Source organism: Cupriavidus sp. BIC8F (assembly GCF_032465815.1).
Taxonomy (GTDB): Bacteria; Pseudomonadota; Gammaproteobacteria; order Burkholderiales; family Burkholderiaceae; genus Cupriavidus; species Cupriavidus necator.
The window spans coordinates 3,036,795-3,055,113 of the sequence record NZ_CP136094.1 but is presented as its reverse complement, the minus strand read 5'-3'; the positions used below and the strand labels follow the sequence as shown (position 1 = coordinate 3,055,113).

Genomic DNA, 18,319 nt, shown 5'->3' with positions numbered 1-18,319 from the left:
CCTGCCGGCAACAGCCGCTTGGCCGACTGACACAGAGCAGACAGGAGCTTTCGGATGACTGACTCGAACCTATCTTTCTTCGGCAGGGTCTCGCTTGCCATGGGCACCTTCTTCGCCATCCTTGGCAACCGCGACCTCGCAGCCGGCGTCAGGCGCCTGCGTGACGGTGAGGGATTGGCCCCGGCGCCTGCGCCTGTATCGGCACCCGCACACGCCCCGGTGGCGGAAGCTGCCGCACCCGTGCTGAAGGAAGCCAGCCCGGTGGCGGCGCTGCAGTTGCTGGGACTGCTCCAGCGCGACGCACGCTTCATCGACTTCGTCGAGGAAGACATCGCGCGCTATTCCGACACGGAGATCGGTGCCGCCGCCCGCCTGGTGCACGATGGCTGCCGCGGGGTGCTGCGCGAGCATTTCACCATCCGGCCGGTGCGCGAGGAAGCCGAGGGCAGCCGTGTCACGCTGGCCGACGGCTTCGATGCCACCGCCATCCGCCTGACCGGCAACGTGGTGGGCAGCGCGCCGTTCCATGGCAGCATCAGCCACCGCGGCTGGAAGGTCGAGGAAGTGCGCCTGCCGCGCGTGGCCGAACGCCATGACGCCACCGTGATTGCCCCCGCCGAGGTGGAGCTTTGATGAGCGAAGCACGGTATGCCATCGGCATCGACCTGGGCACCACCCATAGCGCCGTTTCCTACGTCGACCTGGCCGCCAGCGATGGCGAGAAGACCAGCCAGCGCGTCCTGCCCATCACGCAGCTGACCGCGCCGGGGGCCGTCGAAGACCTGGATCTGCTGCCCTCCTTCCTGTACCTGCCGCACGCCAGCGAACTCGCCCCGGGCGACCTGGCGCTGCCGTGGAACGCCGGGCGCGACTTCGCCGTGGGCGAGCTGGCGCGCAGCCGCGGCGCGGCCACACCGATCCGCCTGGTGTCGAGCGCGAAGAGCTGGCTGTGCCATCCCGGCATCGACCGCCGCGCGCCGGTCCTGCCCAACGACGCACCGCCCGAGGTGACGCGCGTGTCGCCGCTGGAGGCTTCCGTGCGCTATCTCACGCACCTGCGTGAAGCCTGGGACCAGGCCCACCCCGAGGCGCCGTTTGGCGAGCAGGACGTCACCGTGACGATTCCCGCATCGTTCGACCCGGCCGCACGGGAGCTGACGGCCGAGGCGGCCGCCGCGGCCGGGTATGCCCGCATGACCCTGCTCGAGGAACCCCAGGCCGCGCTCTACAGCTGGATCCAGAAAAGCGGCGGCCAGTGGCGCAAGCAGGTCAAGGTCGGCGACATCATCCTCGTCGTCGATGTGGGTGGCGGCACCACCGACCTTTCGCTGATCGCCGTGATCGAGCGCGAAGGCAACCTTGAGCTGCACCGTATTGCGGTCGGCGACCATATCCTGCTCGGCGGCGACAACATGGACCTGGCGCTGGCCCACGTGGTGGCGCGCAAGCTGGCGGCCCAGGGCACGCAGGCCGATCCGTGGCAACTGCGCGCGCTGACCTATGCCTGCCGCGCGGCCAAGGAAACGCTGCTCACCGACCCGGCTACCGATACCGTGCCGCTGGTCGTGCCCAGCCGCGGCTCGAAGCTGATCGGCGGCTCGATCCGCACGGACCTGACCCGCGCCGAGCTGACCCAGACCATCCTGGAAGGCTTCTTCCCGCAAGTCGAGGCCTCGGCCCGCCCGGTGAGCCGGGCACGCGCCGGCCTGACGCAGCTTGGCCTGCCCTATGCGCAGGATGCGGCCATCACGCGGCACCTGGCCGCATTCCTGGGCCGGCAGGTGGCGGCGCTGGCCGAAATCGAAGGCTTGCAGGGCGCACAGCCGGAAGGCGCGACCTTGCTCCACCCGACCGCCGTCCTCTTCAATGGCGGCGTGTTCAAGTCCGGCCTGCTGGCGGACCGCATCCTGCAGACCCTCAACGGCTGGCTCGCCGCTGAAGGCGCGGCCCCTGCCCGCCTGCTTGACGGCGCGGAGCTGGACCTGGCCGTGGCACGCGGCGCCGCCTATTACGGCTACGTGCGGCGCGGCAAGGGGGTGCGGATTCGCGGCGGCACCGCGCGCGCCTACTATATCGCCGTGGAATCGTCGATGCCCGCCGTGCCCGGCTTCGAACCGCCGATCCAGGCCCTGTGCGTGGCGCCGTTCGGCATGGAGGAAGGCACCGAGGCCGCGCTGCCGCCGCAGGAATTCGGCCTGGTGGTGGGCGAACCCGTGCACTTCCGCTTCTTCGGCTCGTCGGTGCGCCGCCAGGACCAGGTCGGCACCCTGCTTGACTACTGGGGGCCGGAGGAACTGCAGGAGCTGGAAGAAATCCAGGCGACCCTGCCTGCCGAAGGCCGCACCGCAGGCGAAGTGGTACCGGTCAGGCTGCATGCGCGGGTGACCGAGGCCGGCACCCTGGAACTCGAGGCCGTGCCCAGCGGCAGCGCTGAGCGCTGGAAGGTCGAGTTCGATGTGCGCGGCAGCGCCGATGCCTGAGCAAGCGGCCGGGCCGGCGACCAAGCAATACGTCGTCGGCATCGACCTCGGCACCAGCAACACCGTCGTCGCCTACGCGAAGGCCGGATCCGACGATATCCGCGTCTTCGATATCGACCAGCTGGTCAGCCCGGGCGAGGTTGCGGCCCGTCCCCTGCTGCCCTCGGTGCGCTACCACGCGGCACCGGGCGAGCTCAGCGGCGACGACCTGCAATTGCCCTGGCAATCCGCCGCCAGCGCCGCCGCGCGCCGGACCGTGTTCGGCCGCCTGGCGGCCACGCTCGGCGCGCAAGTGCCCGGCCGGCTCGTAGCCAGCGCAAAGAGCTGGCTGTCGCATGCTTCGGTCGACCGCACCGCGGCCATCCTGCCATGGGGCGGGGAGGACGATCTCGACAAGATCTCGCCGGTGGTCGCCAGTGCCAGCTACCTGGGCTATGTGTGCGCGGCGTGGAACCACCGTTTTCCCGATGCCCGGCTCGAGGACCAGGACGTGGTCCTCACCGTGCCCGCCTCGTTCGACGAAGGCGCGCGCGCGCTGACGCTGGAGGCGGCGCGCCTGGCCGGGCTGCCCGCCCTGCGCCTGCTCGAAGAGCCGCAAGCCGCGCTCTACGACTGGCTGTTCCATCATCGCCAGAGCCTGGACACCGACCTGGCGCAAACCCGCCTGGTGCTGATCTGCGACGTGGGCGGCGGCACCACTGACCTCACCCTGATCCGGGTGGACATGCAGGACGGTCAGCCGCAGCTGACCCGCATCGGCGTGGGCAACCACCTGATGCTCGGCGGCGACAACATGGATCTTGGCCTGGCGCATCTGGTCGAGGCGCGCCTCGGGGCCGGCGGGGCCGCGCAGCCGCGGCTGTCGGCGGCAGGCCTGTCGCAGCTGGTCGCGCGCTGCCGCGCCGCCAAGGAACAGCTGCTCGGCGCGCAGGCGCCGGACTCGGTCGCGGTGACGCTGCTGGGCGCGGGCGCCAGGCTGATCGGCGGCGCACGCTCGGTGGAAGTGACGCGGCAGGAGGTCGAACAGCTTGTCGTCGACGGCTTCTTCCCCAAGGTGCCGGCCAGCGAAAGGCCGGGGCGCGCACGGGGCGCGATTGTCGAGTTCGGCCTGCCGTATGCGTCCGACCCGGCCGTTACCCGGCACGTTGCGGCGTTCCTGAGCCAGCACGCTGCGCAGTCGCGGGCGGCACTGGACGCACCACAGGCGCCGGCCGATGCCTTGCCGATGCCCGATACCCTGCTCCTCAACGGCGGCGTATTCCGGGCGCAGGCGCTGGCCGGCCGCATCGCCGACACGCTGGGCGCGTGGCGCGGCGCGCCGCTGCAGGTCCTGCACAACGACAATCCCGACGTTGCCGTGGCCCGGGGCGCGGTCGCGTATGCCCGGGCACGTGCCGGGCAGGCCCCGCGCATCGGCGGCGGCTCGCCGCGCAGCTACTTCCTGGTTCTCGATGATGGCGCGTCGGGGCAGCAAGGGATCTGCCTGCTGCCGCGCGGCACTGAGGAAGGCCACGAGATCCACCTCAGCGACCGCACCTTCGCCTTGCGGCTTGGCCATCCGGTGCAATTCCACCTGGTGTCCTCCGTCGCCGACACAGCCTATCAGCCCGGTCAGCTGACCGATCTGTCGACCGGCGACTTCGTCCGCCTGCCGCCGATCGCCACTGTCGTGCCGCCGCGCGGCGCCAGCGGCCCGCGGGAAACGCCGGTGCAGATCACCACCTCGCTGACCGAGGTCGGCACGCTCGAGGTCCACTGCATCAACATTGCGGATGCCTCGCAGCGATGGCGGCTTGAATTCCAGTTGCGTGGCAACGACGCTCAGGCTGCGGCACCGGCGCCCGATACGGCACACCCGTCCCTGCCCCAGGCCCTGGAGGCGATCGACCGCACCTTTGGCGCGCGCTCGCAGGACGTCGGCCCCAAGGAAGTCAAGCGGCTGCGTGCACAACTGGAACAGCTGCTGGGTGCGCGCGAGCAATGGGACAGCGCCCTGCTGCGCGAGCTGTTCGGCGCCTTCTGGGAGCGCGCCCGGCGCCGGCGGCGCACTGCCGACCATGAACGCCTGTGGCTGAACCTGGCCGGCTATTGCGTGCGCCCGGGGTTCGGCTACCCGCTCGACGAATGGCGCGTGGAGCAACTCTGGTCGCAGTACGACCAGGGCATCCAGTATGTCAACGAAAGCCAGAACTGGTCGGAGTGGTGGACGCTGTGGCGGCGCGCGGCAGGCGGGCTGGACGAAAGCGCGCAACTGCGCCTGCTGGAAGACATGGCCTTTTACCTGCAGCCACCCGGCAGCGCCCGCTACAAGAAGCCCGCCGGGCCCAGCAGGGGCGGCTATGCCGATATGGTGCGCCTTGCCGGCTCGCTGGAGCGCATTCCCGCCGACGCCAAGGTCGAGCTGGCCGAATGGCTGCTGGCCCGGCTGCGCAAGCCATCCGAAAACAGCCAGGGTTGGTGGGCCGTGGGCCGCATCGGCGCGCGCCGGCCGTTCTATGGCAGCGCGCACAGCGTCGTGCCGGCCGGGACCGCCGCCCAATGGGTGGACGCGATCCTGGCCCTCGACTGGAAAAAGGTCGAACCGGCCGCCTTCGCCGCCGTGCAGATCGCGCGCATGACCGGCGATCGCAGCCGCGACCTGCCCGACGAGATCCGGGCAACCGTTGTGCGCCGGCTGGAAGCCGCCAACGCGCCGCCAAGCTGGATTGCCATGGTGCGCGAAGTGGTGGAGCTCAATACCGCGGACGAGGGACGGGTGTTTGGGGAGGCGCTGCCCGCCGGCCTCAAGCTGATCGCGGGGTAGCAGACCCAATCGGGTTGGAGCGCCGGGGCGCTCTGATCGCGAAGAGCTTGGCAGGCGCCTCTTTTATCACTTATCTGCGCCAGCCAGACCGATGATCTACGATGACGGTAGGCTACCTGCCTGTCCCACTCGTGAAGCCGTCAGCGCCCCGCCCACCCTTCCCAATCCTGATCGCCACCATAGCGCTGGCCTTGCTCTGCTCGACCACCGCCACCGCCGACGACGCCCTTGCCCCACAGCGCGCCGACATGGTCAGGGAGATCGCCGCGGTCGCCGCAGCGGCCGCCGCCCAGAGCGGCACACATGCCATCGACCCGCGCGTCATGGCCGTGATGGGCCAAGTGCCTCGCCACGAGTTTGTGCCGGACGAGCAGAAGCCGCACGCCTATGAGAACCGGCCGTTGCCGATTGGCCATGGCCAGACCATTTCGCAGCCGTATATCGTCGCCCTGATGACCGACCTGATGATGGTCAAGCCTGGTGACACCGTGCTGGAGATCGGCACCGGCTCGGGCTACCAGGCCGCGGTGCTGACCGGGCTGGCACGCGCGGTTTATACCATCGAGATCATCGAGCCACTGGGACGCCAGGCCTGCGACCGCCTGAAGCGGCTGGCCTACCGGCAGGTGGCGTGCAAGGTGGGCGACGGCTACTACGGCTGGGACGAGCACGCGCCCTTTGACGCCATCGTCGTCACCGCGGCGGCCAGCCATGTGCCGCCGCCGCTGATCCGGCAACTGAAGCCAGGCGGACGCATGGTGATCCCGGTGGGCGCCCAGTTCCTGACGCAGTACCTGCTGCTGGTAGAAAAGTCCGCGGACGGCACCGTTTCCACCAGGCAGATCCTGCCGGTCAGGTTCGTGCCGCTGGTTGGCAAGCACTGAGGCATCAGCCCTGCCAGCTGACGCCATGCCCCGCCCCCCGCTGTTCGCCCTGGCCTTGCTCTCTGCCGCCGCGCTGGGCTACGAGATCCTGCTGATGCGGCTGCTGTCCATCATCCAGTGGCATCACTTCGCCTACATGATGATCAGCGTGGCACTGCTGGGCTATGGCGCGGCGGGTGCGCTGGTGGCACTGGCGCAGCGAACGCTGATCCGCCATTTTGTGCCAGTCTTCGCGGGCGGGGCCCTGCTCTTCGGCGTCAGCGCGATGGCCTGCTTCGCCCTGGCCCAGCACGTGGCGTTCAATCCCCTGGAGATCCTGTGGGAGCCATCGCAGCCGCTGCGCCTGCTGCTGATCTACCTGCTGCTGTTCGTGCCGTTCTTTTGCGCCGCCACCAGTATCTGCCTGAGCTTTTCCCGCTTCACCGAGCAGGTTCCCCGCATCTACAGCTTCGATATCCTTGGCGCCGGGCTGGGCTGCCTGGGCATCATCGTGGCACTGTTCGCGCTGCACCCGGTCGATGCCCTGCGGCTGGTCGGTACGGCAGGCATGGCCGCGGCGGCGCTGGCATGCGTGGAATGCCGCTGGCATCGGCCCTGGCTGCCGGCGCTGCTGCTGTTGGCGGCAATCATGCCGGCCGGCGTGCCAGGTGACTGGATTGCGCTGCGGCCGTCCGAGTACAAGGAGCTGAGCCAGGCCCTGCGCATTGGCAACGCGCGCGTGGTGGCGCAGCGCTCCAGTCCCCTCGGCCTGGTCACGGTGGTCGAGAGCCCCTCGATCCCGTTGCGGCACGCGCCCGGGCTGAGCCTGAATGCCAGCCAGGAGCCGCCAGCGCAACTGGCCGTGTTTACCGATGGCGACGGGCTCAGTGCGCTCAATCGCTATGACGGCCGGCGCGAACCGCTGGCCTACCTGGGCGACCTCACCTCTGCCCTGCCTTACCACCTGCTGCGCGATCCGAAGGTGCTGGTGCTGGGCAGCGGTGCGGGGGCGGACGTCTTGCAGGCGGTCTACCACCAGGCCAGCGCGGTCGATGCCGTGGAACTGAATCCGCAGGTGATCGACCTGGTGCAGGGCCGCTTCGCTGCGTTTTCCGGCAAGCCGTACAGTGCGGCCGGCGTCCATGTCTTTGCCGGCGAGGCACGCGGCTTCCTGGCGGCCAGCACGGCACGCTACGACCTTATCCAGGTGGCCCTGCTGGATTCATTCAGCACCTCATCGGCCGGACTGTACGCGCTCTCCGAGAGCTATCTCTATACCGTGGAGGCCTTCCAGGGCTACCTGCGCCATCTTCGGCCCGGCGGCCTGCTTGCGATCACGCGCTGGGTCACGCTGCCGCCCCGTGACATACCCAAACTGCTCGCTACCGCCGTGGCCGCCATGGAAGGCGCGGGCGTGCCCGAGCCGTCCCGGCGGCTGGCGCTGGTCCGTGGCTGGAAGACGGCCACGCTGGTGGTCAAGAACGGGGAGTTCAGTGCCGCGGACCTTGCCGCCCTCGCAGCCTTCTGCCGCGCCCGTTCCTTCGACGTCGAATACTATCCCGGCATCCAGGCCGCCCAGGCGAATCGCTACAACGTGCTGGACCAGCCCTACTTCTTCGACGCCGCGCAGGCCCTGCTCGGCCCCGAACGCGACCGCTTCCTGTCCCGCTACAAATTCGACGTGCGGCCGGCCACCGATGACAGGCCGTACTTCTTCCATTTCTTCAAATGGCGCACGCTGCCTGAACTGCTGTCGCTCAAGGCGCAGGGCGGCCTGCCCTTGCTGGAATGGGGCTATCCGGTGCTGGTGGCCACGCTGCTGCAGGCCACCGCCCTGGCCTTGCTGCTGATCGTGGTCCCGCTCTGGGTCCTGCGGCGGCGCCCCCGGCCGCAGCCCGCCGCGGGGCTTGGCGGCAATGGCGCAGCCGTGCGGCGGTTGCCCGAATGGCGAGCCGGCTGCTACTTCCTGGCGGTCGGCCTTGGCTTCATGTTCGTGGAGATCGCCTTTATCCAGAAATTCATCCTGTTCCTGAGCCACCCGCTCTATGCGGTCGCGGTGGTGCTGTGCGCCTTTCTCTGCTTTGCGGGACTGGGTAGCCGATACGCCCAGCGCATGCCTGCGCGCGCTGGCGATGACCGCGGCAGGCGGCAGGCGGCGCTGGCCGTCAGCGGCATCTGCGTGGCCGCGCTGGTCTACCTGGCGACGCTGCCGACGGTCTTCAGGCTGCTGATCGGGTTGCCGGACCCGGCCAGGATAGGCGTCTCCGTGCTGCTGATCGCGCCGCTGGCATTCCTGATGGGAATGCCGTTCCCGCTCGGCCTGGCCCGGGTCGCGGCCCGCGACCAAACGCTGGTGCCCTGGGCATGGGGCATCAATGCCTGCGCCTCGGTGGTGGCAGCGGTCCTTGCCACGCTGGTCGCGATCCACGTCGGATTCACCGCTGTGGTGCTGGTGGCGCTGCTCCTGTACGCTGCCGCGGCGCTTGCGTGTCCATGAACCGGGGGCCGGGACCGATCTCGCATGCCATGGCTGCGGGTCACCCCATGCTAGGATGAATGCCCACCCGGCAGCCGCCCAGCAGACAGACGCCCAATCGGCCCATGACCACCCTCTACACGACCCTCGGCGTGCAACCGGACGCCACCCTGGACGAGATCAAGCGCGCCTACCGCCGCGCCGCGATGAAGTGGCACCCCGACCGCAACCTTGGCCGCGAGGCTGAGGCGCATGCGGCATTCCAGGAAATCCGCGACGCCTATACCATTCTTTCGGATGCCGGGCAGCGCCAGATCTACGACGAGGTATTCGAGCGGGAGATGCGGCGCTGGCAGGCCGAGCGCGAGGCTCAGGAAGAACAGGAGCGCGAGGCGCAACGCGAGAGCCAGCGCATCGCGCAGGAACACTACGAGAAAATGCTCGGTATCGCGATGCGCTTTGCCGACGACGGCCACAACCGCGACGTCATCTTCGGCGTGCTGCTCGGCCGGGACTGTGACGCGGAACTGGCGGCACGCATCGCGGACAGCATATGGGCTCTGCAGGAGTCGCGGCGGGCAAGTGCGCGGGCTGCGCACGCGCCGGACACCGAGGCCGCCCAGGCGCCCGCCGGGGCGGGAGCTTCAAACCCCGACGAGCGGCCCAGGCGTCACGCCGGCGCCTTCGATTCGTTCTGGCACGGCTTGTTCGGCATCCGCTCGTAGCGGGGGAGTCTTCAAGACTGGCCCCTCCGGCGCGCAAGCCGATAACAAGCCCCTAGATGTCGGGGGCGACCAGAAGCCCGCTTTTCACCGTGTGGATCAGCGCAAGGCGATCTTCCACCGCCTTGCGCAGGACCTCGCGTCCCCTGAACGGATCCGTCAGGTAACTGGCGTACTGGCTTGCCCGAATCTGCACCTTGAGTTGCATCGTCGTCGGTCCGCTCTCCGGCCATGTCACCAGGAACGCCGGATGGCTGTCCGCGCACTCAACGAAGGCAGCATCAGGGGACGGGAAACAGGAGTCAGCGCCCTGGGCAAGGAACTGGAGATCCTTGTCCTTGAACTCGTAGGTTGCCATTGCTTTCTCCCATCGCGCGCAAGCCGGACCCTCAGTGAATCTGCATCCCGCGCATGGCATGAATCCGGCCATGATGCTGCGTCAACGCCTCGTACTGGCGCTGAAGTGCCGCGCTGGCCTCTGGTGGCAGCGGCTTCATCATGACGGACTGATACTCGCGCCTGGCGGCATCTTCCTCGTGCTCGCACATTCCCAGCACGGTGTCGTCGTTGTTCGGCGACAGCATGTGGCGGAATGCCATCCAGCGGCGGAACAGCATGCCATTCATGCTGCCCCGGTCAGCTGGCGCGCCGCCCATGGCGCTGACCATCGACTGCAATTCCTTCACCGACGCCCGGTACGATTCCGCGGTGCTGGTCAGAATGTCGCGCAGCGCTGCGTCATGCACTTCGCTGGCGCCGCTCATGCAGGCCAGTTCGCTGTCCTTGCCAGCCTCGATCAGCTGGTTGAGCGCGAGGACAGTTAGTTGCTGGTTGTCGCCCATGGAAGTCTCCCAACATGCATGCCGGCGACGTGCGGCTTCGGCGCAAATCGCCAGGATCGTCAAAGGAGGAAGCGCCACGGCGCAACCGGCCGTGAGAAGGTCGTCGAAGACGCCATCAACACGAGTCAGCCGGGTCGCGCCGGGCCCCATCTGCCTGCTCGTTAAGAGGCGAGGCGTGATTCCATGATAGGAGATGGCCGAACCCCGGCGGGAAAGCGTCTCATGCCGCGGGGCTCGTTACAGGAGCGATCTGCGCAAGCGGACCATGCACCACTCTGATCCGGCCGCTCATTTCCGCACATCGGCACCCCCGGCCCCGAGCGCCTCAAGCAGCGGCCGCAAGGCATCGAGTTCCGCGCCGAAGCCGCTCCAGTCCCCCGCCTTCAAGCGCGCGATGGCACGGTCATAGTGCGCGAGTGCCTCGCGGGCGCGGGCATTCGCTGCGCCCTGCGCCGGTAGCGCCGCCGGTGCGGATTCCTTGAAGAGGGCCGCAAGGGCTGCGCCCAGTGTGTCCTCCATGACCACGCGATCGCCATAGGCGGCGATCACCCGCTTGAGTTCGGGCAACTGGCCGGACTCCGCGCGCAGGTAGAGCGGCGAGACATAGAGGATGGAGTTCTCGATCGGCACGACCTGCAGATGGCCGCGGATGACGCGCGAGCCCATCTGGTTCCACAGGGAAATCTGCTGCGAGATCTCGGTATTCTGCTGGATGCGCGCCTCGATCTGGAACGGCCCGTAGACCAGCTTTTCCTTGGGGAAGGTGTAGGCGACGAGCTTGCCGTAGTTGGGAGAGTCGGAGCGCGCCGCCAGCCAGGCGATCATGTTTTCGCGCTGGCTCGGCACCATCGGCAGCATGAGAACGAACTCGGCGCGCGGTTCGTCCGGCAGCCGCAGGATCATGTAGTAGGGCATCATCCGCGCGGCGGGCATGTTCCCTGTGCTCATGCCTGTCAGCTGGCGTGGGAACTCCCACAGATCCTCGCGGTTATAGAAGACCTCCGCCGCTTCCATGTGGTAGGCGCGGTAGATCTGCGCCTGGATCAGGAACAGGTCTTCAGGGTAGCGGATATGCCGCTGCAGGTCCTGCGGCATGGCGCCCAGCGGCCTGAACACGCCCGGGAAGATGCGCTGGTACACCTGCAGGACCGGATCGGCCGGGTCGCTGATGTAGAAGTCGACCGTGCCGTTGTACGCATCGATCACGACCTTGACGGCGTTGCGGATGTAGTTGTCGCCGCCACCGGTGCCGGGCTGCGAATAAGGGAACCAGCGGCTGGTGGTGTAGGCGTCCTGGATCCAGTAAAGACGCCCTTCGCTCGCGACCACATAGGGGTCATGGTCGAGGTTGAGGAACGGGGCAATCGTGTGCACGCGGTCCCGGATGTTGCGATGGAGCAGGATGCGGCTTTCCTGCGTGATGTAGCCGCTCAGCAGGATATTGGGATCGCCAAGCTGCCAGGCGAACAGGGTCCGGCCCGCCATGCCGCCGATGTCGATGCCGTCGCGCCCGCGGTAGGCCGAATAGACGTTGTCCTTGCCCTTGGGGTAGTCGAACTCGGGCACGCTGCCTTTGACGATGACATAGCCTCTGCCGCCTTCACCGAAGTAGAGGCGCGGCTCCTGGATGGCCGGGCCGCCGTTGGAGAGCGGGGGAATGTCATGCAGATAAAGCGAGGGCAGGCCTTCGGCGGATTTCTCGGTGACCGGCGACATCACCACGCCATTGCCATGGGTGAACAGGAGATGCAGGTTCACCCAGGTCTGGGCATTGGCCGGAATCAGTGCCGGCTCCAGCTCCCGCGCCGACAGCATGACCTGCTGGTAGCCTGCGCCGAGCTGGTAGCGGTCGATGTCCGTCGCGAGGAACTTGTAATAGGTCCGGATCTCCTGCAACTGCGCATAGGTATCGCGTAGCGGCTGCAGGTCCCACAGGCGGATGTTGTCGATGGTCGGGCGATTGGCCTGGAGCGAGGCGAGATCCAGGCTCTGTTCGACCGGGAACGGCTTCACCTCGATCTGCGTCACGCCATAGGCCTCCCGCGTCAGCGCAATATTGTGTTCGAGATACGGCGTCTCCAGTTGCAGCTCGTTCGGCTTGACATAGAAACGCTGGAACAGTGCCGGCCAGATCGTGCCGAGCAGTATTGCGCTGCCGACCACCAGTAGCGCCGCGGCCGCAGGCACCCGATAGTCCCGCCAGCGCATATTGGCCCATGAAGCGGCGGCAGCCGCGGCAGCCAGGCCGACTTGCAGCCACAGGACCGGCAGCCCGACATGGACATCGGTATAGCTAGCGCCGACCACGACGCCGTTGTCGCCGTAGAGCAGCATGAAGCGGTCGAGCCAGTAGGACCACGCCTGCAGCGCGAAGAACAAGCCGAGCAATGCCGATCCATGGATGGCGGCCGCCGCTGAAAGCCCGCGCGGCGGCCGGACCAGCGCGATGTCGCCGCGCAAGCCGTAGACCACGCCGGCAACCACTGCGCTGCAGCACAGCAGCAGGAGCAGCCAGTTCCTGAGGGCAAGATATGCGGGAAGCGAGAAGACGTAGAAACCGATGTCCCTGCCGAAGACCGGATCGGTCTTGCCGAAAGGCACCTGCTGGATATAGCGCAGCGCAATGGCCCAGCTCGACAGTTCACCGACGGCCATGAGCAGCCCCACGAGGACGGCGGCGCCGGCAATGGCGGCGCGCCAGGGGAGGCGCGCTGCGATCTCGCCAACCGGCTGGCCCAGGACCTCCGGCCTCCAGGCCTGCGCCTGACTCGCGCAGCGGTGCGCCAGCCAGCCCGATACCCAGAGCGCGCCTGCCGAAACGGCGAATACGGCAAGGAACAGAAGCGCCTGGGTGGCGAATATCGTGCGGAACACCCCGGCGTAGCCAACCGAGGCAAACCACAGCCAGTCAACAACGAGGCCGGTGACGCGGCCGGCAGCGACCAGCGCGACGATGACGGCCACAATCCAGGTCGCAAGGCGTCTCACGCGCATGGCGTCCCTCGCTGGCGAGCGCATCGATCAAGCTCCTTTGCGGCACCATCGCCCGAGCTGCTGCGCAGCCATGCATGGGTCCGGGGCAAATCGTGCAGCCTGAATCATTGTAGACGAGGCAATCAAGCCGGGTTGATGCTGCGTCTCACCGCCGCGGGGTTCAGTCCTTCAAGTACCTTTCCCGGCAGGTCGACTTGCTTTTCGCGACGACGATTTCGGCTCGGCCTTCGGGTCGTCATCGGGCCAGAGGAGGCCGCATCGTTTGATAAGATTAAATCGTTGAGTCTGGCAAGCCCCGGACGGGGGACAAGCCCTATGCACTGCGCAAGCTGCGGGTTCGAAAATCCGGCAGGCGCCAAGTTCTGCGAGGAATGTGGCGCCAGGCTTGTGCGTGTCTGCCCGGCCTGCGGGCAAGAGGCGAGCGCGAGCGCCAAGTTCTGCAGCGAATGCGGCACGCCGCTGACCCCGTCAAGCGCGACGCCCCCGATCACGACACTTGCGCCCAGCGCCCCCGTCGACTACACACCTTCCTATCTGGCCGAGCGCATCCGGGCGGCGCAGGCGGACATGGAAGCCCGCGGCGCGGCGGACGGCGAGCGCAAGACGGTTACCGCGCTGTTCGCCGACATGGCCGGCTCGACCGCGCTGATCCACGACCTCGATCCCGAAGACGCGCGCCGCCTGATCGACCCGGTGCTGGCGCTGATGATGGAGGCCGTGCATCACTATGAAGGTTATGTGGCCAGGTCGATGGGCGATGGCATCCTGGCGCTGTTCGGCGCGCCGATCGCGAATGAAGACCATCCGCAGCGGGCCTTGCTGGCGGCGCTGCGCATGCAGGAGGCCATGCGCCGTTACGCCGACGGGGTGCGTCTGGCCCAGGGGATCGCGCTGCAGATCCGCGTTGGCATCAACTCCGGCGAAGTGGTGGTGCGCGCGATTCGCACCGAGGATCTGCACACCGACTACGACCCGGTGGGCAATTCGATCCACATCGCTTCGCGCATGGAGGGCATAGCGGTGCCCGGCTCGATCGTCGCGAGCGAACACACCCACAGCCTGACCGAAGGCTATTTCGCGTTCAAGGCGCTCGGCGCGACACCGATCAGGGGGCTGCCCGAGCCGCTCGCGGTCTTCGAAGTCCTCGGCCTCGGCCCGCTGCGCACCCGGCTGCAGGTGTCGGCCAGCCGCGGGCTGGCGCGCTTTGTCGGCCGCGCTCGCGAGCTCGAGCAGCTGCGCGAAGCGCGGGCGCGGGCGCAAGCCGGACACGGTCAGATCGTCGGCGTGGTCGGCGAGCCGGGGGTCGGCAAGTCGCGGCTATGCCTCGAGTTCAAGCAGCTCGCGCCGCGTCATTGCCTGGTGCTGGAAACCTTCTCGGTTTCACACGGCAAGGCCTATCCGTATCTGCCGCTGATCGAGCTGCTGCGGAACTACTGCGAGATCACGGCGCAGGACGATGAGCGCCGGCGGCGCGAGAAGCTGACCGGCAAGGTCCTGACCCTGGATCGCGCGCTGGAAGACGCCCTGCCCTACCTGTTCCACCTGCTTGGGGCCGCCGAGCCAAACTCGGTGCTGGCGCAGATGGACGCCCAGGTCCGCAGGCAGCGTACGTTCGAGGCGATCAAGCGGCTGCTGGTGCGCGAGAGTCTGGCCCAGCCGCTGGAGCTGATCGTCGAGGATCTGCAGTGGCTCGACAGTGAAACCGAGGCCTTCCTTGGTTTTCTCGGCGAGAGCGTGGCCAGCGCCCGCATCCTGCTGCTGGTCAATTACCGGCCCGAGTACCGGCACGACTGGGGTCGCAAGAGCTACTACACCCAGCTGCGACTGGATCCCCTGGACGAAGCCGACGCCCGGGAACTGCTGCGAGCCTTGCTGGGCGACACCGCCGGACTCGCACCGCTCGAGCAGCTGATCCTGGAACTGACCGAAGGCAACCCCTTCTTCATCGAGGAAGTGGTGCAGACGCTGATCGAGGAGCACGTGCTGCGCGGCGAACGCGGTCGTTACCGTCTCGAGCAGATCCCGACCATGCTGCACATCCCGACCACCGTGCAGGGGGTGCTCGCCGCCCGCATCGACCGCCTGCAGCCGGCCGAGAAAGCGCTGCTGCAGACCCTGGCGGTGATCGGCAAGGTATTTCCCTGGAGCCTGCTCGCGCGCGTGGTCGAGCAGCCCGAGGACACAACCAGGAACCTGCTGACGCGGCTGCAAGCCGGGGAATTCATCTACGAGCAGCCGGCATTTCCGGAGGTGGAGTACAGCTTCAAGCATGCGCTGACCCAGGAGGTGACCTACGGCTCGCTGCTGAGCGAGCGGCGCCGTGCGCTGCATGAGCGCACCGCCCAGGCGATCGAGGCCCTGTTTGCCGCCCGGCTCGAGGAGCACTGCAGCGAGCTGGCGCATCATTTCAGCCGCAGCGGCAACGCGCCGAAAGCGGTGGAATACCTGCATTGCGCCGGGCGGCAGGCGGCGCACCGCTCTGCCAATGCCGAAGCGGTCGCCCACCTGACCAAGGCCCTCGCCTTGCTCAAGACTTTGCCTGATGGTCCCGAACGCGCACGGCAGGAACTCGCACTGCAGATCACGCTCGGTCCGACCTGGATGGCCACCCGTGGACTCGCTGCCCCGGAAGTCGAGGCGACTTACACCCGCGCGCTGGACCTGTGTCGACAGCTCGGGGAAGCGATTCAGCTCTTCCCCGCCTTGATGGGGCTGCGCACGTCGCTCATAGTGCGCGGGGAGCTGCCAACCGCACACGAGTTGGCGAAGCAACTCCTGACGCTGGCCCAGAAGGCGCAGGACCCTGCGTTGCTGGTACAAGCCCATCGGGCGGTGGGGGTCAGCTTGCTCGCTCTCGGCGAACTGGGCGCTGCCCGCACGCAACTGGAGCAGGCCCTGGTGCTCTATGACTCTGGGCAGTGCCAGTCGCCTGCCTTCTTCCTGGAGCCTGGTGTGCTGGCGCTGGCCTGCCTGGCCCTGGACCTGTGGCTGCTCGGCTATCCGGATCAGGCCCTCGCGCGCAGCCAGGAGATGCTCGCGCTGGCTCAGACCCTGTCCCACCCTCCTGACTCGGCCAATGCCTTGACCTTCGCCGCCATGCTTCGCCTGTACCGCGGCGAGACGCAGCCGATGCATGAACTGGTTGAAGCACTTCTCGCCCTCGCGACCGAGCACGGCTTCCCGTTCTGGCTGACTTTCGGAACCATCCTCTCGGGCTGGGCGCTGGTCGCGCAGGGGCGCACAGCGCAAGGCATCGAGAAGATGCAGCAGGGCTTGAGCGCCTACCGCGCCACCGGGGCAGGGATCTGGCAGACACATTTCCTGGCGCTGCTGGCCGAAGCCTACGGGAAAGCGGGACAGGCCGAGGCAGGGCTGCAAATGCTGGCCGAGGCGCTGGCCGTGGCAGACCGGACGCAAGAGCGCCTGTACGAGGCGGAGCTGTATCGGCTCAAGGGGGAACTGACGCTGCTGCAGCCAGGCTGCGCGGGCGCGGCGGGCGCCGGCCGGGACGAGGCCGAGGCCGAGGCCTGCTTCCAGCAGGCGATTGCGATCGCGCGCCGCCAGGGCGCCCTATCGCTGGAACTGCGCGCGATGATGGCCCTAAGCCGGCTGTGGCGGCAACACGGCAAGGAGGGCGACGCCCGCGAGATGCTGGCCGAGGGCTACGGCCGTTTCACCGAAGGCTTCGACACCGCGGACCTGCAGGCGGCCAAGGCGTTGCTCGCCGAACTCGACTGAAAATCACGAGGGAGCTGCCCAACCACCTTCCCCGACCCGATATGAGCATTTAATTCTCAATATCGCCTCATTACGGGAATAGGATTACAATTCCTGGCGACATTGAACGACAGTTCGCATGCCTGTTCTCCGGCCCGCAAATATCATGGCTATGTACCCAGAACAAGACCAAGGTGCCCGCCATGCCGACCGGATCCCCCCTGACTGCCGCAGCTCCGGCAGCGTTTCCGCATCTCGCCCCGCCAGCCGCGCCGCTCGACCAGCTGGCGCTCGACCTCGAGGCCACCTTCGCCCACAGCGCGCGCATGGTCGCCGGCCACATCGCCGTGCACCTGCCAGACACCGACACGCTGCTTGCAACACTGCCGCCAGGCGCCCTGCTCGGCAAGCCGGATACCTATGCCCGCCACCTGGTCCATGCCGACCCGCTGGAGCGCTTCTCGGCGATGGTGCTGGTCTGGCGCCCGGGCCAGTCGAGCCCCGTGCACGGCCATCGCACCTGGTGTGCCTACCGCGTGCTGCGCGGCACGCTGAGCGAGCAGCATTACCGGTGGGATCCCGCCAGCCGGCAGGCGCGCCATGCCAACTCCGTCCTGCGCACGGCCGGCGATACCTTCAGCGTGCCGGCCGGGCTGCAGCATATCCATGCGCTGGGCAATGCCAGCGACGATATCGCCGTGTCCCTGCACCTCTACGGCGTGCACCGCGACCACATTGCCACCGGCGTGAACCTGCTGGTGCCGACCGCCGACGCCTAGCATCAGCCGCGCGTAGCCGCACCGCGTGCGGTCGCCGGTCCACCCTCACCTGACCCGCTACGCACCATGGACCGCTACGACAAACAGATTCTCGCCATCCTGCAGGAAGACGCCACCGTGCCGGTGGCGGAGATCGGGGAACGGGTCGGCCTGACCTCGACGCCATGCTGGCGCCGGATCCAGCGGCTGGAAGAGGCCGGCCTGATCCGCAAACGCGTGGCGCTGCTCGATGCCGGCAAGCTCAATGCCGGGGTCACGGTCTTTGTCTCGGTCCGCACCAGCCAGCACAACGTGAAATGGCTGGCGCAGTTCCACGGGCTGGTGGCATCGATCCCGGAAGTGACCGAGTTCTACCGCATGGCCGGCGATACCGACTACCTGCTGCGCGTGGTGGTGCCGGATATTGCCGCCTACGACCGCGTCTACAAGAAGCTGATCCAGGGCGCCGAGCTGGCCGACGTCAGTTCCAGCTTTGCGATGGAGCAGATCAAGTACACCACGGCGCTGCCGCTCGATTATGCGTAGGCCGGCACCGGCCCTTCATGCGCTAGACAGAATGCCGGCAACCAGGGCAAGTATGAACATGCGCTGCCAAGCATCAGGACAAGGGTTGCGCCGGTCCATCCAGTGACGGTTCTCGCGA

At 67.7% G+C, this 18,319-nt stretch carries 12 protein-coding genes; 9 read left to right on the top strand and 3 right to left on the bottom strand.

All coding sequences use genetic code 11. The features are described 5' to 3' along the window. Nucleotides 1–54: 54 nt before the first annotated feature. The 6 genes from RS901_RS14180 to RS901_RS14155 all read left to right on the top strand — a co-directional run bounded on the left by RS901_RS14180 (nt 55) and on the right by RS901_RS14155 (nt 9,347). Nucleotides 55–633: a DUF2760 domain-containing protein gene (locus RS901_RS14180; protein ID WP_316149410.1), complete on the top strand. Its 579-nt coding sequence runs from the start codon at nt 55–57 to the stop codon at nt 631–633. Beyond that, complete coding sequence (locus RS901_RS14175) at nt 633–2,480, top strand: Hsp70 family protein (protein ID WP_316149408.1); 1,848 nt, start codon at nt 633–635, stop codon at nt 2,478–2,480. Before RS901_RS14180 ends, RS901_RS14175 begins: the two co-directional genes overlap by 1 nt. Continuing rightward, on the top strand, nt 2,455–5,283 hold the full coding sequence (locus tag RS901_RS14170; protein ID WP_316149407.1) for an Hsp70 family protein: 2,829 nt from the start codon (nt 2,455–2,457) through the stop codon (nt 5,281–5,283). The genes RS901_RS14175 and RS901_RS14170 overlap by 26 nt, the downstream gene beginning before the upstream one ends. 101 nt (nt 5,284–5,384) lie before the next feature. Then, the gene (locus RS901_RS14165) at nt 5,385–6,167 is read left to right on the top strand and encodes a protein-L-isoaspartate(D-aspartate) O-methyltransferase (protein ID WP_316149405.1); all 783 of its coding nucleotides are present in this window, start codon (nt 5,385–5,387) and stop codon (nt 6,165–6,167) included. Nucleotides 6,168–6,192: 25 nt separating this feature from the next. Further along, complete coding sequence (locus RS901_RS14160) at nt 6,193–8,643, top strand: SAM-dependent methyltransferase (protein ID WP_316149403.1); 2,451 nt, start codon at nt 6,193–6,195, stop codon at nt 8,641–8,643. Nucleotides 8,644–8,747: 104 nt separating this feature from the next. Beyond that, complete coding sequence (locus RS901_RS14155; protein WP_316149402.1) at nt 8,748–9,347, top strand: J domain-containing protein; 600 nt, start codon at nt 8,748–8,750, stop codon at nt 9,345–9,347. 52 nt (nt 9,348–9,399) lie between these two features. Here RS901_RS14155 and RS901_RS14150 read toward each other — a convergent pair whose 3' ends face one another. The 3 genes from RS901_RS14150 to RS901_RS14140 form a co-directional block, all read right to left on the bottom strand. After that, a complete protein-coding gene (locus RS901_RS14150; protein ID WP_013956603.1) occupies nt 9,400–9,702 on the bottom strand; it encodes a hypothetical protein in 303 nt (100 codons plus the stop codon). Nucleotides 9,703–9,733: 31 nt separating this feature from the next. Further along, nucleotides 9,734–10,186 carry a PA2169 family four-helix-bundle protein gene (locus RS901_RS14145; RefSeq protein ID WP_316149400.1) on the bottom strand — a complete coding sequence of 151 codons (453 nt, stop codon included), beginning with the start codon at nt 10,184–10,186 and terminating at the stop codon, nt 9,734–9,736. A gap of 288 nt (nt 10,187–10,474) precedes the next feature. Then, on the bottom strand, nt 10,475–13,204 hold the full coding sequence (locus tag RS901_RS14140) for a UPF0182 family protein (RefSeq protein WP_316149399.1): 2,730 nt from the start codon (nt 13,202–13,204) through the stop codon (nt 10,475–10,477). 291 nt (nt 13,205–13,495) lie between these two features. Between RS901_RS14140 and RS901_RS14135 the strand changes: the two genes are divergently transcribed. The 3 genes from RS901_RS14135 (at nt 13,496) to RS901_RS14125 (ending at nt 18,201) form a co-directional block, all read left to right on the top strand. Then, on the top strand, nt 13,496–16,918 hold the full coding sequence (locus RS901_RS14135; protein ID WP_316153509.1) for an adenylate/guanylate cyclase domain-containing protein: 3,423 nt from the start codon (nt 13,496–13,498) through the stop codon (nt 16,916–16,918). Between the two features lie 182 nt (nt 16,919–17,100). Then, entirely contained in the window at nt 17,101–17,676 is a 576-nt protein-coding gene (locus tag RS901_RS14130; RefSeq protein WP_316149398.1) for a cysteine dioxygenase family protein, read from the top strand. A gap of 66 nt (nt 17,677–17,742) precedes the next feature. Then, nucleotides 17,743–18,201: an Lrp/AsnC family transcriptional regulator gene (locus tag RS901_RS14125; RefSeq protein ID WP_316149397.1), complete on the top strand. Its 459-nt coding sequence runs from the start codon at nt 17,743–17,745 to the stop codon at nt 18,199–18,201. Nucleotides 18,202–18,319: the final 118 nt, after the last annotated feature.